The organism is Spiroplasma chinense (genome assembly GCF_008086545.1).
Classification (GTDB): Bacteria; Bacillota_I; Bacilli_A; order Mycoplasmatales; family Mycoplasmataceae; genus Spiroplasma_A; species Spiroplasma_A chinense.
In genome coordinates this window covers 358,741-374,872 of the sequence record NZ_CP043026.1, presented here as the reverse complement: position 1 = coordinate 374,872, position 16,132 = coordinate 358,741, and the positions used below count along the sequence as shown (strand labels likewise).

Sequence of the window (16,132 nt, the reverse complement as noted above, 5' to 3'; positions counted from 1 at the left end):
ATTAAATTGATAGTTTTAATAAATCACCAAAACTTTTGTATTCTGGAAGGTATTTTTGGACATGATACCAAAAATCCTTTGAATGATTCTCATGAACTAAGTGACTTAGTTCATGAACAATTACATAATTCATTGCATTTTCAGGATAATGTATTAATCTAGTATTTAAAACTATTCTAGATTTTTTAGGGTAACAAATACCTCATTTACCCTTCATTTCTTTAATAGTAAGATTTTTAAAGTCTAAGTCCATTTTTTCTTTTCAAAAATTAACTCTTTTTACAAACTCTTTTTCATAAACAATAGCTATTTTCTTATACATATGTTTAATAGTTTCTAAATCATTTTCATAAATTTTATATTCAAACTTATTGTTTTTATCAATTTCTTGTTTGAAAAAAACTTCTTGTTTTTCGTCAAAAATCTTAATAAAACCAGGGTTTCCTATTTCAACTTTTTTATATTTTTCTCTAAACTCTATTACTTTTATTATTTTATTTATATTTTTGTAAATTAACTGCTCTATTTCTCAATCTTGAGCTTGAGTTGGGGCAGAAACCACAATATTATCCTCAACTATTTTAAGTCTTATATATCTTTGTTCTTCTCTAAGAATTAGGTCATATTCTATTGGTTTAGATTTATAACTTATTTTTTTTCTTATTTTTAGCATTTTTCTTTGCCTCTTTTTTTTGTTTTGCTTCGTATTCTATACGTTCTAATTCTTTCATTTTTCTTTCTTTTCTTTCCATATCTAAATCATTTCTAAGTTTTTTAATTTCAGCTTTTAAATCACCTGGATCTGTTTCTCCAAATTGTAATCTTCCTTCAATTACTTGATTTACAAGTGATCTTTCATTAAATTCAGGTTTATAGAATGAATCAAAGTCTAGTTTAAGTTTTCTTATTAAACTAGCTTCAATTGCTGCAAAAGTTGCAAAAATTATAATACATAAACAAAAAACTTGATAAACAATAGATCATCCAGAAAAAGGTGTAAAAGTTTTTAAAGCAGCAGAGTAAAAGGCGTCTTTAGGATTAATATATCCATTTTCGTCAACATTTGTATCACCAGGTAAATTTGGTAAAAGAATTCAAATCATATATAGTAAAACTCAAAATAAAATCGCTCAAAAATATAGGTTAATTGAAAGATACATTCTTTGTCTTCATAATGTTTTTTTCATAATTGGTCTTGTTACAAAAGCATAAATCAAAATTACCAATATCAATCAAAGAATTGGTGCTGTTATGTACACTGTTGTATTTACAAAACTATTATCTTTTGTTGCAATATATTCACCATCAATTTTTTCTGTTTTACCAAAAATAGAAAGTAAAATGTAACCGTAAAAGTTTCTTGCCCCTTGATCATATACAAGTGCAAAAGCCAATAAAACTGGAGCAATTATTCAAAAAGCATATGCTGCAACTCTAAAAGCAATAACAAAAATATTAAGAAATAAACTTGATGCTTTAAAGTTTCTTAATTTTAGGTTATCTTTTATTTTCTTTCCCAAACCTTGTTTATCACCTTTAGGTTGTTTTTCTTTTTTGGGTAATTTTTCCTTTTTTGCCATTTTGTACCTCTAACTTATGTAATTTTACCATTTTATAAAAAAAGAATTTAGCATATTGCCAAATTCTTAGTGAGCATCTTTATCGTCATTTAATCTTCTTGAAAGATATTTGTAACCATCATTTCTGTCATCTCTTCTTGATAATGCTGTTGAATTAATACTTTCATAATCATCATCTGGTTGATAATTTGCCAATACATCGTCTTCAATTCTTCTTGAATTATAGAACTTAGGTTCTTCGTATTCACGTTGTGATTCTTGTTTTGGTTGTGGTTGTGAATAATCTTGTGCTATTTCAACTGGTACTATTTTAGGATTATCATCAACAAATGATAATTCTCCAATTTCTAAACCATTTAAGTAACCAGTTTTTTCTATTTCATCAATTGCTTCATCATAACTTTTTGTCAATCCAGATTGCATGTTTTGAATTTTAACTTTCAATTCATTTGCATCTTGTAATTGAACTGAGTTCATATTAATTGAACCATCATTTGCTTCAACTTGTGCTTGTCCAACAACTTGTTGAACAACTTGAGTAACTGTTGCAGGTCTATTATTAATTGAAATATGAACTATTGAAATAACAGCATCAATAGAAACAAAGGTAATTGTTGGTATAATTGATGCTAATTTTGATTCTGTTGGGTTATGCATGTTTATGAATGCATAAAGTGATAACACAACAATTAGAGAAAATCCAATTAAAGTATTTATCATACCAAAAGCTCTTCCTGGAGTGTTTTTTAGCCCATTAGCTAAAAAACCACTTCCTATATAACCTAATGATATAGACATTATAATTCAAGTAATTGGTCCTAAATTGTCAGTTCCAAATATTAATTTTAGTTTATCGTTTTCCATTGAAAATGAAGTAAATGGTATAACAAATAAACATAAACAAGTAATAATTGACATTAATAAAAATCTTCAGGTTCTAAGTTTTCTCATTATACCCCTCCACTCTATATTTATTATTATATCTTTTTAAATGCCAAATTAATATCCAATTTACAATTAAAGTGTAAATAAAAAACGCTTTAATAGCGTTTGTAGCTTTCGACTTCTTTGTATTATCAAAGTTCTTTAAACATCAACCTACAAGGTATAACTGCTTTGACTTCTTCATCTGGGATCAAAATGTATCCCATTTTTTCATAAAAATAGACCACTGGAAATTGAGCATCTAAATACACTGTATTTATTCCTAAAGTATTTAGTAAGTAATCTTCTAAAAACTTTAATAATTTCGAAGCATAGCCCACTTCTCTATAGTGTAAATTAACAGCAATTCTTCCAAAATATCATCTATTATTTTTTTTAATAATTCTTGCACAACAAATTACTACACCATCCTTTGTTGAACCAATTACATGAAAACTCTCATCGTCATATTCATCAAATTCATCTTCAATATTTATTTTTTGTTCTTTAACAAATATTTCTTCCCTTATTAGTAATGCTTTTCTAAACACTTCGTTATCTTTCCCGAAATCTACTTGAAATGATAAAGAATACATTAAATCCCCCTAATCATCTAGTTTCAATACAGCAATAAATGCTTCTTGAGGTACCTCGACAGAACCAATTGCTTTCATACGTTTTTTACCTTCTTTTTGTTTTTCAAGAAGTTTTTTCTTACGTGAAATATCTCCTCCATAACATTTGGCTAAAACGTTTTTTCGCATTGCTTTTATTGTTTCTCTCGCTATTATTTTACCACCAATTGCAGCTTGAATTGGAACTTCGAAATTTTGTCTTGGTATTATTTCTTTTAATTTTTCAGTTAAAATTTTACCTCTGTGATATGCAAAGTCTCTATGGACAATTGTTGATAAAGCATCAACAATATCTCCATTTAGTAAAATATCCATTTTAACAAGTTTTGAAGATTTATAACCTATTAATTCATAATCAAATGAAGCATAACCTTTTGAAATAGATTTTAACTTATTGAAAAAATCAAATACTATTTCATTTAAAGGCATTTCATAAATAAGGTTTCTTCTAGTATCGTCAATATAATCAATATTTACGTAATTTCCCCTTTTATCTTGACATAATCCCATTAAATCACCTAAATAAGTATCTGGTGTCATTATTGAAACCTTTACAAAAGGTTCTTCAATAAAGTTGATTTTTTGAGGATCAGGTAAAAATGCAGGGTTATCAATTTCCACTATTTCTCCATCAGTTTGAGTTACTTTATAAATAACTGATGGTGCTGTTGCAATTAAAGTTAAGTCATATTCTCTTTCAAGCCTTTCTTGAATAACATCCATGTGAAGTAATCCTAAAAATCCACAACGGAAACCAAAACCAAGTGATTGAGAACTTTCCGCTTCATAAACTAAACTTGCATCACTTAAACTGATTTTTTCTAGAGCTTCTTTTAAATCTTTATATCTTGCTGTATCTACTGGATAAATTCCACAAAATACCATTGGATTTAATTGTTTATAACCAGCTAATGGCTCTTTTGCACCATTTTCTTTAGTGGTAATAGTATCACCAACAGCTACATCTCTTACAGTTTTGATAGAAGCTGCAAGTCAACCAACTTCTCCAGCTTCTAAACTTTGTTTTTTTACTTCAAAAGGAGTTTTAACCCCAAGTTCAGTAACTTCATATTCTGCTCCAGATTGCATCATTTTAATTGTTTGTCCAACTTTTACTGTTCCTTCAACAATTCTAATTGATGCCATAACCCCTCTATATTTATCATAGTATGAGTCAAAGATTAAAGCTTTTAAAGGTTTTGTATCATCTGCATCTAAAGGTTCTGGAATAAAGTTAACAATTGCTTCTAAAACGTCTTCAACATTTAATCCTGTTTTTGCACTAATCATTGGTGCATTTGAGCAATCAATTCCAATTACATTTTCAATTTCTTCTTTTACTCTTTCAGGTTCTGCTGCAGGTAAGTCTACCTTATTAATTACAGGTATTATTTCTAGATCATTATCAAGTGCTAAATAAACGTTTGCAAGTGTTTGTGCTTCTATTCCTTGAGAAGCATCAACCACAAGTAAAGCACCTTCACAAGCAGCTAAACTTCTTGAAACTTCATATGTAAAGTCAACGTGACCAGGAGTATCTATTAAATGAAAGATATACTCTTGTCCATCTTTTGCTTTGTATTTAAGTTGAATTGAGTTTAATTTAATTGTAATTCCACGTTCTCTTTCAATATCCATAGAATCTAAAAGTTGAGCTTGCATATCTCTTTTATCAACAGCTCCTGTTAATTCTAGAATTCTATCAGCTAAAGTTGATTTTCCATGATCAATATGGGCAATTATACTAAAGTTTCTTATTTTTGTTTTGTCCATAAAAGTGACCCCATCTCTATAAGTTTTTATCTCTATAAATTTTACTTGAAAAAAGGAAATTTAATTATATTATTAAATAATTAATAAAAAGAAAACAACTTTTTAATATAGTTATTTCCCTCTTAAGGCTTTTAAATCGCTATTAACAAACTTTTTTAGTTTTTGCATTATAATATGTTTATATAAGGAGAGATTTATGAAAATTGGAATAGATATTGGAGCAACCTCTGTTAGAGTTGCAAAAATTAAAGAAAAAAAAGTAATAGATATAGAAATTTTTGATACAAACAAAGAAGATTGAAAAGAAACTTTAGGAAAGATTGATAAATACATCGAAAGAGAACAAAAAAATGAAACTTTAGAATTAATAGGACTTTGTTGTCCTGGACCTGCAGATATAAAAGAAGGTAAAATCTTAATAACACCTAACTTACCAGATTGACAAGATTTAGAAATCAAAAAATACTTTGAAGATAAATATAATGTTGAAGTACTGTTTAATAATGATGCAAATGTTGCAGGACTTGGTCAAGCTTTAATAAGAAATAAAACAAGTTTGTTGTATTTTACAGTTTCAACGGGAATTGGAGCAGGACTTGTAATAAACAATCAAATTCACAATGGTTTTTCATATACTGCATGTGAAGTGGCAAATGCAAATCCCACTTTAACTGGCGAAGACCAACAAAGAACTGGAATTGAATATTTAGCTAGTGGAATAAATATTCCAAGAGTTTTAAAAACTCGTGGAGTTGATGTAAAAGATGCAAGAGAAGCTTTTGAGTTACTAATTGAAGGTAAAAACCAAATAGTTATAGACTACTTTAAAGAAGTTGAAGATAGATTAGTGCAATTATTTTCAACAGCAATTTACTTTATAAATCCAGAAATGATAGTAATTGGAGGAAGTGTGGCTGAGAATAATAAGTGATTCTTTGAAAAGATTTTCAAAAGAGTACATGAAGTTACAATTGATATTCACTATAAAACTCCCTTTGAATTTGCACAAGATATTACAAATGCAACCCTTTTAGGATCAGTACATAAATAAAAAAATCGATTTAAATCGATTTTTTACATTTCATCTTGTTCTTTTAAATCGAGAAATTTTTGCCATACTTCTCTAACATAATCGTGATTAAAGTAATCTCTCTTATCTTTAATCATTTTTTTTAGTTCATCTATGCCTTCTCATACAGTTTCAACTATTGTTCTTGAATAATTGTAAGAAATTCTATTTCTATTAAATTCTTTTAAATCTAATATTTTAAAACTATGATCATTAAAGACTTTAACATCTAAATCATAATCAATATATTTAACTGTATTTGCCTCAAAGACATAAGGTGAAGCTAAATTACAATAATAATTTATACCTTTTTCCTTAAACATACATATAATGTTGTATCAACTTTTTTTTAAAAAGAACCAAATTGCAGGTTCGTTAGTTTTTCATTTTCTACCATTTAATTCTGTTATCAAAACCTCTTCGTTAATTAATACTAAAACTTCATCAGTTTCTTCAAGAACTCTTACGTTCTCTCAAGAACGATAAAGATTCTCGTTGTGTTTATATGCATGAACAAGGACTTTTTGGCCAGGTTTTACATCGCTCATGTAAACCCTCCTCTCATCCTTATTCTGAGATTGATATAATTTTTAACTAACTTATGTTAGTTTTCGGTCCTCCGAATACAATAACATTATATCTATTTTTGACAAATTTTTAAAGGGCCAGGTTAAGTAAATATGATTTAAAAAAACAAAAAAATACCCATATCAATTTTAAAGACCATTTCATAGTCTTTTTTTGATATTGGGTATTTTCTAAGCATCATTCATGCTTTTAATTTCTCTTTTATTGGCATAAACAAAATGCCCCTTTTTCACCTCTTCAAAATAAGGAATATCAACTTGATAATCATAATGTTCACTTTCTGCGTCGTAAACTTTGATAGTCTTTTGTTTTGACAAAATTGGGTCTGGTATTGGTATTGCACTAAGCAATGATTTTGTATATGGATGTAAAGGATTGGAAAATAATTCCTCAGTAGAGGCTAGTTCAACAATTTTTCCTTGATAAATAACTGCAATTCTATCTGCAAAATACTTAACAACTGACAAATCGTGGGTAATGAAAACATAAGTTAAACTATATTCTTCTTTAAATTTTTTAAACAAGTTTAAAACTTGTGATCTAATCGAAACATCCAAAGCACTAATGGGTTCATCAGCTACAATTAATTTTGGTTTTAATGATAAAGCTCTAGCTATCCCTATTCTTTGTTTTTGACCTCCAGAAAATTCATGAGGATATCTTGTTAAATGTTCAGGAAGCAGTCCAATTGACTCCATCAAATTTAAAATTAAGTTCTTTTTCACATCTTTTGCTTTAACATCTTTAACTGAAATACTGGTATTTTCTCTTTTGTTATATTCATCTACAAATTCTTGTTTTGCTTGTAATGAATTGTATAGAAATCTAAAGTTATTTATTCCTTCAGACAGTATTTCAGTAACTGACATTTTGTCATTTAAAGATGAACCTGGATCTTGAAAAATCATCTGTGTATTTTTTCTATTCATTTTTTTCTCTTTTTTAGTTCTTTTCCTAAAAAGAAATGATTCTTTAACTTTTTCATCTATTGAAGGTAATTCTAAGTACTCAATAAATTTAAGTACTTGTTCTTTTTTTTCTCCTTCAATAAGCATCTTGTCTGGTTTCCATTCAAGATACTTATTTATTGCTTGTTCATCTTTAATTACATTCTTCTTAATTACATTTAATATATATTTAAATTGTTTTTTTAAATTATCTAACTTTACTAAATCACTTTTTCTATTTGAGACTATATAGTCTTTTAATTGTCTTTCAAATAAAGTTTTTTTAAGTTGACCTACCATAGAATTCAACTTATCTCTTGAAGCATTTTGCTTTTCAATGTAAGAAAATATTTTTTTACACACTTTTAAATTCATATTCTTTTTAGTTCAAAAATCTTTCAAGTATTTTTTAAGTTCTCTTGCATCATTACTATCTTTAATGGTTTCTAATTGTCTTGTTGCTTCATCAAAAAAGTTTTTTCTCCTAATAAATACAAGGTCATAATACTTTTGTAAAGCCCTGTTTCTTTTTCTAAGAGGGGCAGATAACACTAAATTCTCTTTTTCAGCATCAATAAGTTCTTTGTAACCATCATTTAATTCTCCAAAAATTTCAGAAACACTTTTTAATTTTTTTATTATTTCAATTATAGGAATACTTTTTGTAATAGTTTTATCTTTAGTTTCTTTTTGTCAAGTTACTAAAATTTGTAATATTTCTTTAAAACTAAAGTATCCAGAAACAAACCTTTCCTTAATTGAGATAACAGTTTGTTTTGTTTGTGTGTTTTTTAAAATAATAGTTTCTTCTAACTCTTTTGAAACTTCTTGTATATAAACACCTATATTTGTTGTAAATCTATTTATTCTTTCAAAGTTTGTAATTATTTTATTTAAATAATTTAATCCACTAGAAGTTAAATGTATAAACAAATCAATTTTGTTTTTAAAGTACTCAATAATATTTGAAATTTTTTTACTACTTTTGGGTTCTTCATCTTTTAAAAGTTTATTTTCTATAATTGATATAAGTTCTGAATGCAAGCTTAAGATTGCATTTATTCTCACTTGAATTTCTTTAATACTTTTGAAAATTTGCTTATTTAATTTATATATACTTGTAGGATTACCAGCAATTAATTGATCTTCTAAATAAATAGAACCATCAAGAATACTTTGTACTCCTACAATCGCTCTCCCTATTGTTGTTTTTCCACTTCCAGATTCTCCAACTAAACCAAAAACCTCACCTTTATAAATATCTAAACTTACATTTTTGACAGCATTGTTCTTTTTACCTTTTCGTCTAAATTGAACCACTATGTCTCTAATGTTTAAAAGTTCTTCTTTATTGTTCATTATTTAATTTTATTCCTTCCTGTTTTTTTATGAAGTTATGTAAATTAACTAACTCTTTTGGTTTTTCAATTTTAGGAGCTCTTTTATCTAACAATCAAGATTTTACAAAATGTGTTTCTGAAATTTTGAATAATGGAGGCTCATGTATATAATCTATTTTTAAAGCAAGTTTATTTCTAGGAGCAAATGAGTCACCTAAAATTTTTGAAAATAATGAAGGAGGAGTACCTTCTATAGAATAAAGTTCTTCACCTTTTGTTCCTAATTGAGGTAAAGATAATAATAAAGCTCAAGTATATGGGTGCATTGAATTATAAAATATTTCATCAACTGTACCTTTTTCTACAACTTGACCTGAGTACATAACCATAATTCTTGTAGCAATTGATGCTACAACTCCTAAATCATGAGTTATAAAAACTATTGCAAAGTTATATTCTTTTTGTAAGTTTCGAATCAACTCCAATATTTGCGCTTGAATAGTTACATCCAATGCAGTTGTTGGTTCATCACAAATCAAAATTTTAGGTCTACAAGCCAAAGCAATTGCAATAACAACTCTTTGTCTCATTCCACCAGAATACATACTAGGTATATCTTTAAATCTTTTTTCAGGATTTGGTATTCCAACTTTTTCTAGTAAATTTATAGCCTCTTTTTTAGCCGCATTTTTTGACAAATTTCTGTGTTTTTTTAAAACCTCACAAATTTGAAAACCTACAGACAATAAAGGATTTAATGAAGTCATTGGGTCTTGAAAAATAGTGGCAATAGTTTTCCCTCTAATTTTAGTAATTTCTTTATTAGCTCTTTTCCTGTTTATAAAATTTAAATTTTTTATTTTCTTTCAATCATCTTCAACACTTTTAAAACTTTCATATTGTTCAAAATTATTCTCTAAAAGTTCTTTATATAATTCATTTAAATCCATAATTAATTTAGAATTGTATTTTTTAAGTTTAAATTTTTTATTTATAAATTTTATTTCTTTTTCTGTTAGACTAGTTTGTTGAGAAAAACGATTGCCCATTATTTTAATTGCTTTTCCTATTGAAAACTTTTTAATAAAACTAATACTTGTAAACTGAGTATAATCTTTTAAAACTTCAGTTAATTCATATTCAATTTTATTTAATTCTGTTTTTTTAAAATCTTCATCACCCAGATCTAAAATAAATTTATTTTGAGTTATTCTTTTTTCAAGTTTGTTGATTGTAAACCTAGAAAACCATGACTCCTTAAAAGCGTTTTCATTCTTCATTTTTTTTAAAGCAATTTCATCTGCTTTTAAGTTGTACTTTTCTGTTAACTCTTTTCTTTTCTCTACAGAAGTCTCTAATATAAGTTTTTTTCTTTTTTCTAATTGCTTTATTATTTTTTTACAGTTTTTCAATATAAATTTTTTCGTTTGAGGTTCTGTTATTTGTCTTTGAGTATTTACCAAGTCAGTTGGTTTAATATTTCCTTCATCATCTGAAGGAAAATAAGTTATTGAACCACTACTTATTCATCCATTACTCTCTAACATTCCTGTGAATGTTTTTGTAATAACTGATTTACCACTCCCAGATTCTCCAACAATTGCTAAAATCTCTTGGTCGTATAAATCAAAAGATACGCCTCTAATAGCTTTTAAGACTTTGTTTCTAACTCTGAACTTTACTTCAACATCATCAACTATCAATATCTTTCTTTCATTCATTTTTCTTACCTTTCTTGTAAAAATTTTTTATCATTTAAAAACACTAACAATTTTCATGTTAGTGTTTTTAATAATATTCAAACTACACCTTGTTTATAAATATAGTTTCTTAATAATTATTTAAATACACTAAGATGCTACAACCTTTAAACTTAAAGTTTTTTCTAAAGCACTACCATATGTAAGTTTTATAGACGCTTCTCCAATTTTGACACCTGTAATTTCGAGTCTCACTTTTTTAGAAGCAACAGTTACTGGTTCATCTTCAGTTTCATCTTTTAATTCAACAGTATCTTTAATTTCAACTTTTAAAATTTCTTCATCTGAAGATACTGCAACAAGTTCCACATCAGTTACATATCCTCCAACGTAAACATCACTAATTATAGTTTTGCCTACTAATACATAATGAGTGTGGTTAGAAGGAGCAATAACATAAGTTGGTTGATTTGCATCAACACCACAAGCTACAACTATTACACTAGTTGAAGTTAAAAGCCCTATTGAACCTATAATCGATAAGAGTTTTTTCATTATTTCATTTCCCTTCTATTTCCTAAAGAAGATGTTTCCATCTTTTTTATAACTTGGATCTAAGTCTATAATTGCTTTTTCTGCTCTGAATATATGTCTATATTCATCATTTTGTTCCTTAGTTCAAAGTTGTTCGTTAATTCTATATGTAAATATTTTTTCTGAACTTATACCATAAGTTGCATAACCATAAGTAAACGGTCTAACAAATGATATTGAATAAGTGATTGGAGCTGCATTTGTAAAGTTAGGTAAGATTAAGAAGTTTTCGTATATTGCTTCTGCTTCTATTTTTCCAAACCCATCAAATCTATACAATGGATCATAAGTTGATGCTCCATCAATTTCTAAGAATTTATCTGTGTAATCCTCTGCAAAAGTTACAACATCATCACTTTCTGTTGTTTTAAAAGTGTCATTTATCACGTATGACAGATTTTCTTTTCTCATACCTTCGCTTGGATTATTTCTAGGTAACAACAATGGATTATTACTTGAATCAATTGTTGAAAGACCTGTAAATCTAATTAAATCTCCATCAATAATCAATGCTCCCAAGAAAGTTCCTGGATCATTATAATCTGGGATTCATCCAATTTGGAATAAATGAAAGTCTCCTGCACCATATGCAGTCATATAATCTGCATTGTTTAGGATGTCAAAATTTATTTCTATTGGGTTATTTGGTATTTCATTAAATTGAGCCACCGCTCTTGTTATGTATGGGTTTAATGTTGTATTTGAAGAATCTGAAGCAACTCATCTTAATTCAACCTTTCCTCTTGAGTTTTTAGTTAACTGGTTTGAGTCAACAAAAGCTTGTACATCTGTTGTTAGTTGTGCACGTGTTGCATAATCTGTATATAAATCTTGTTTCCCTAGCAATATTTCATTTCCATCATCTAAACTAAAATCACTTATAGCAGCAGCTTTTGGAAACTTTTCTTTAACAGCATTTTCCACTCTTTTAACATAATCTATTCCACCATACTCTGATAGTTCTGGAGGTGAAAATGTATTTCTAATATTTTGTGATACATTTGGATCTGTATCATATTTAGCTGAAAAATATTTTGTAACTACACTTCTGTTGAAACCTGTATTAAGCAATATTCTGGCAGCTTTAGATTGCAACAATCTACTTCCATCAATTAATTTTTGATCAGTTACATCACCACTTTTGTAGTTCATGTTATAAGACAATATATATGAAGTGGTATTCATCGGTTTACCAACAGATACTTCATCAATATTTGGTTTATCTAAATCTTTACCAACATATCTATCTCACCCTACAGCATCATTTGGATTTATACCGTATTGTAAAGTTTCTCCAGTTTCAAACATAGTTCTACCTAAGTCTGAAGTTACTGTTGAAACTTTTTTATATGTTAATTTTTCAATTTCAGTTTTATCTGCAAAATAATAACCATTATTTTTCACATAATCCATTGTAGAACCACTTCTTGGATCACCACTTACTAAATATGGACCTGAAAACAATGTTTTTGAAGGGTCAACAACTTTACCTGTTTCACCTTGGGCATAGTTTTCTATTGGTGTGGGACTAAATACACTATAAGTTAACAATGACTCAAAATACGGTGAAGGTTTTAATAAATTAAACTCTACAGTATTTTCTGTGTCATCAACAATTATTCCAAAACCACCTTCTACTGGGTCAATTGTTGTAGTTACCCCATCTTTTGTAAATGTGAAACCTTCTTTAACCGCTTTCAAAGCTTGGTCCATTGAAGCTGATGCGTTATTTTCAAAGTATGTATATAACTCACTAGCTCCTCTTATAAACTGTCTTCACAAAAATAAGTTAGGGACAGTATTTGCAGGATTTAAAACGTATTTTGCACTGTTTAAAATATCGCTTGGTTTGATATCTCTAACTGCAGTTCCATCAGCTTTAAATCATTTTGCTTCTTTTCTAAATTTGTATTTTCATTTTGAAAGGTTTACAGTTGCAGAATTACTATCTGCTCCTACATATAAACTCTTTCCACCATCACTAGAATGAGCACTGGTAAATCCAGACTCAACTAAATCTCCATAAGTTCTCCCATATTCATCTACAGATAGTATTGTTGCAAATATATTCGCAAGATACATAGAATCACTTCTACTTGCAGATACAATTGGACTTCAAACTTCTGGTGGTGTTTGAAAATAGTCTAAATATTCTTTTGTATTCACTTTTCTATTTCTAATTGCATTAAAATTAAACCCCCCCAATTGACAAGCCACAACTGAGGTTGTGGTTGTTGCAATAATGGAGGAAGCAGCAAATGCACTTAAAATTCTTTTTAATTTTATTTCCATAATTTTTTCCTTTTTTCTTTCGTTTTATTTATTCTTTTCTTTTTTCCTTCTTTTCTATCTTTTTGATTATTATTTTTTTGACATATTTCTATTATTTTTATCTATGATTTTTTGGATCTAATGAGTCTGCAAATATTTTTCCAGCCACATAAAATGCCAATGCTAATCCACCAATAAATCCTACCGGGACAATTAAAAGATGGGGCGCTACTTGTCAATCAGAACCACTAAGCAAATCTGTTAATAACGAACCTAGTGAGGCTGATTTTGCATCAGATGCTGATACAAAACCAAAACCAAGAAAGGCAAGTGAAGCATCAATTCCGATTGCAGCTGGAATTGAAAATGCTATTGACTGAATAACAATTGGTAAGATTGAAGGTAAAATATTTTTTCTAATTATTTTTTCACCATTCGAACCTAAGACCTTTGATGCTATATTAAATTCACGACTTTTATTTAATAAGATTTGAAATCTTATTAAGGAGGCAAGCCCTATTCAATTTGTAATAGAAACTGCTAAAACAGCTACCCACAAACCTTTATTTCCAGCAAACAAGAATATAATAAACAGTCATAAAATTAATTGAGGAACAATTGAAATAAATCTAATTGTTTCAATAAACCAAATATCAAATCTGGTGTTGTAACCCCAAATTGAACCTATAACTATTCCAAGAATAACTTCAATCAATACTATAACTAAAGTAAATATCAATGTTGTTCTTGTAGCAATTCATGTTTTATTTCAAAGATCTTCTCCCATTTTTCCAATTCCAAACCAATGTTCTGATGAAGGTGCTGCATTTATTTCACCATCTGGATAAGTTGGAATTGCATATTCTCCAAGAGCTATTGTTGCACTACAAACAATTACAACTAAAATAGCAATCAGAGAAATTATGAATACAGGATTTTTAAAAACTTTAATAAATACTGATTTTCAATATCCATAAGATTTTGTAATAATTCTTTCTGAAATTTCTTTATCAATACCAACTACTTCAAACAAATCTAAATCTAAATTTTCAAAATCATAGTTCGCATTCTTGTTTAAAATAACTTCCATGTTAACTCCCTTTTTTCTCAATTAACTTGACTCTTGGGTCAAGTATTGTAATTAAAAGGTCACTTATCAAACTTAAAAATAGCGAGACAGATGCACTAATAAACACAATACCCAAAATTAAAAATATATCATTACTTGAAATGGCACTAATTGTAATATTTGCCATTCCCAAAACGTTTCAACTTTGTTCAACCAACAAACTAGAGCCAAATAAATTGGCAATTAAAGCAGCTGGTATACTACGAATAATTGCAATTCCAGCAACTCTAAATATATGTATAAAGAACACATATCTATTTGTCATTCCTTTTGATAACGCAAATTTTGTATAATCTGCATTCATTTCTATAATTATGTACCTTCTTGTTTGAAAGATAATTCCAGGTACTGTCAATAGTATTAACAGTATCACAGGAAACATTTGAGTATATAAAGTAGACCCAGCTCATAGTGAACCAGCTCCCAAGTAATAAATTACAAATTGATAAAATAACCTAACAATAACCAATGCTGGTAAGGCAAACATCAATAAACAAAAACCTGTAATTGAATTATCTTTTGCATTTTCTTTATTTAAAGCAGCATATATTCCTATAGGTACTCCAATAAGAAAAGCAATTGCAGTTGAAATCGCTCCTAGTTTAAAAGATACTGGCATACTTAATGACATTACTTTTTCAACCAGAGTTCCAGTTGCATATCCAGAACTACTATTAAAAATTACACCTAAGTAAAAATACTTAGTAACTGTAGTTCCTGTAATAGTTCCATCAGCTTGGTAAAATGGATCCAATATAATTTTCTTTGGTATAAATGGCGTTACATTTCTTCAATATATTAATATTTGTTTTAAAACTGAACCATCAACCCCTAATAATCTTTTTCGATTATTTATAAGATTGAAATACTCTTCTGATCCAAATCTAATTTTTCATTTATTTAAATCAATATCTTGAATGTACATTGCATCATTTGTAACTATATTTAATAAAATATATACAACAGCTATTGCAAAATACAATGTTAAAAATGCATATAATATTCTTTTTACAGAATAGGCCATTAAAGGATAACTATTTATAAATTCATTTTTTTTATTATTAAATTTCTTTAAACTGTGAATCATTAAATTTAAATTAACTTTGCCTTTGCTAAATTCACTGTTTACTTTTATATCACTTATTATTTCTTTTGCTTCTTCTCTTTCCTCTTTACTCATTAATGATAATTGCTTATCATCACTTTCTTTTCTCATTCAATTATTAAACCTTTCTTCTTTCAATAAAAAAGTCTACAAATCGCTCACACATAATAAGCAAAACTGTAGACTTTTAAATTATTTTATTAGCTTCTAATTATATAAACAATCTTTGAAACTAAAAGTACATTTTCATTTATTTATGTGTATCTTTCGACCATTGCCAAAATTCATGCTTGTTAAAACATTTATAGCTTTGTACATAATATCTGTTAAATTTGGTGCAACAAAAAACATAGAACATTTAGTAGTGTTGCTATTGTTTGTAATTGTTACATTTGTTGTACTTTCGTTTTTCATCATTCTTACCTCACTTAACATCCTTATAGTATAATAGATAAGGGTTAATGTCAAAGGATTTAC

The 16,132-nt window shown here is 27.8% G+C and carries 14 protein-coding genes; 1 reads left to right on the top strand and 13 read right to left on the bottom strand.

Annotated features, from left to right (window positions below; genetic code table 4):
• Position 1: 1 nt before the first annotated feature.
• From SCHIN_RS01700 to lepA, 5 genes are all read right to left on the bottom strand, one after another.
• Positions 2–673 carry a M48 family metallopeptidase gene (locus tag SCHIN_RS01700; RefSeq protein ID WP_166507908.1) on the bottom strand — a complete coding sequence of 224 codons (672 nt, stop codon included), beginning with the start codon at positions 671–673 and terminating at the stop codon, positions 2–4.
• The gene (locus tag SCHIN_RS01695) at positions 642–1,580 is read right to left on the bottom strand and encodes a hypothetical protein (protein WP_166507907.1); all 939 of its coding nucleotides are present in this window, start codon (positions 1,578–1,580) and stop codon (positions 642–644) included. The genes SCHIN_RS01700 and SCHIN_RS01695 overlap by 32 nt, the downstream gene beginning before the upstream one ends.
• 66 nt (positions 1,581–1,646) lie before the next feature.
• Positions 1,647–2,531 carry a hypothetical protein gene (locus tag SCHIN_RS01690; protein ID WP_166507906.1) on the bottom strand — a complete coding sequence of 295 codons (885 nt, stop codon included), beginning with the start codon at positions 2,529–2,531 and terminating at the stop codon, positions 1,647–1,649.
• A 122-nt stretch (positions 2,532–2,653) separates the two neighbouring features.
• A complete protein-coding gene (locus tag SCHIN_RS01685) occupies positions 2,654–3,100 on the bottom strand; it encodes a GNAT family N-acetyltransferase (protein ID WP_166507905.1) in 447 nt (148 codons plus the stop codon).
• A 9-nt stretch (positions 3,101–3,109) separates the two neighbouring features.
• Positions 3,110–4,912, bottom strand: coding sequence for a translation elongation factor 4 (gene lepA, locus SCHIN_RS01680; protein ID WP_166507904.1), 1,803 nt, complete (start codon positions 4,910–4,912; stop codon positions 3,110–3,112).
• A gap of 196 nt (positions 4,913–5,108) precedes the next feature.
• Between lepA and SCHIN_RS01675 the strand changes: the two genes are divergently transcribed.
• Positions 5,109–5,963, top strand: coding sequence for an ROK family protein (locus SCHIN_RS01675; RefSeq protein ID WP_166507903.1), 855 nt, complete (start codon positions 5,109–5,111; stop codon positions 5,961–5,963).
• Positions 5,964–5,986: 23 nt separating this feature from the next.
• Here SCHIN_RS01675 and SCHIN_RS01670 read toward each other — a convergent pair whose 3' ends face one another.
• The 8 genes from SCHIN_RS01670 to SCHIN_RS01635 form a co-directional block, all read right to left on the bottom strand.
• Positions 5,987–6,529 carry a DUF402 domain-containing protein gene (locus tag SCHIN_RS01670; protein WP_166507902.1) on the bottom strand — a complete coding sequence of 181 codons (543 nt, stop codon included), beginning with the start codon at positions 6,527–6,529 and terminating at the stop codon, positions 5,987–5,989.
• A gap of 210 nt (positions 6,530–6,739) precedes the next feature.
• The gene (gene oppF, locus SCHIN_RS06390; protein ID WP_166507901.1) at positions 6,740–8,875 is read right to left on the bottom strand and encodes an oligopeptide ABC transporter ATP-binding protein OppF; all 2,136 of its coding nucleotides are present in this window, start codon (positions 8,873–8,875) and stop codon (positions 6,740–6,742) included.
• The gene (gene oppD, locus SCHIN_RS01660) at positions 8,865–10,577 is read right to left on the bottom strand and encodes an oligopeptide ABC transporter ATP-binding protein OppD (RefSeq protein WP_166507900.1); all 1,713 of its coding nucleotides are present in this window, start codon (positions 10,575–10,577) and stop codon (positions 8,865–8,867) included. Before oppD ends, oppF begins: the two co-directional genes overlap by 11 nt.
• 129 nt (positions 10,578–10,706) lie before the next feature.
• A complete protein-coding gene (locus tag SCHIN_RS01655; RefSeq protein ID WP_166507899.1) occupies positions 10,707–11,111 on the bottom strand; it encodes a lipoprotein in 405 nt (134 codons plus the stop codon).
• Between the two features lie 15 nt (positions 11,112–11,126).
• The gene (locus tag SCHIN_RS01650) at positions 11,127–13,442 is read right to left on the bottom strand and encodes an ABC transporter substrate-binding protein (protein ID WP_166507898.1); all 2,316 of its coding nucleotides are present in this window, start codon (positions 13,440–13,442) and stop codon (positions 11,127–11,129) included.
• 97 nt (positions 13,443–13,539) lie between these two features.
• Entirely contained in the window at positions 13,540–14,511 is a 972-nt protein-coding gene (gene oppC / locus SCHIN_RS01645; RefSeq protein ID WP_166507897.1) for an oligopeptide ABC transporter permease OppC, read from the bottom strand.
• 1 nt (position 14,512) lies between these two features.
• Positions 14,513–15,766 (bottom strand): oligopeptide ABC transporter permease OppB, encoded by a 1,254-nt coding sequence (gene oppB, locus SCHIN_RS01640; RefSeq protein WP_166507896.1) that lies wholly within the window; start codon positions 15,764–15,766, stop codon positions 14,513–14,515.
• Positions 15,767–15,862: 96 nt separating this feature from the next.
• Positions 15,863–16,072 (bottom strand): hypothetical protein, encoded by a 210-nt coding sequence (locus tag SCHIN_RS01635; protein WP_166507895.1) that lies wholly within the window; start codon positions 16,070–16,072, stop codon positions 15,863–15,865.
• Positions 16,073–16,132: the final 60 nt, after the last annotated feature.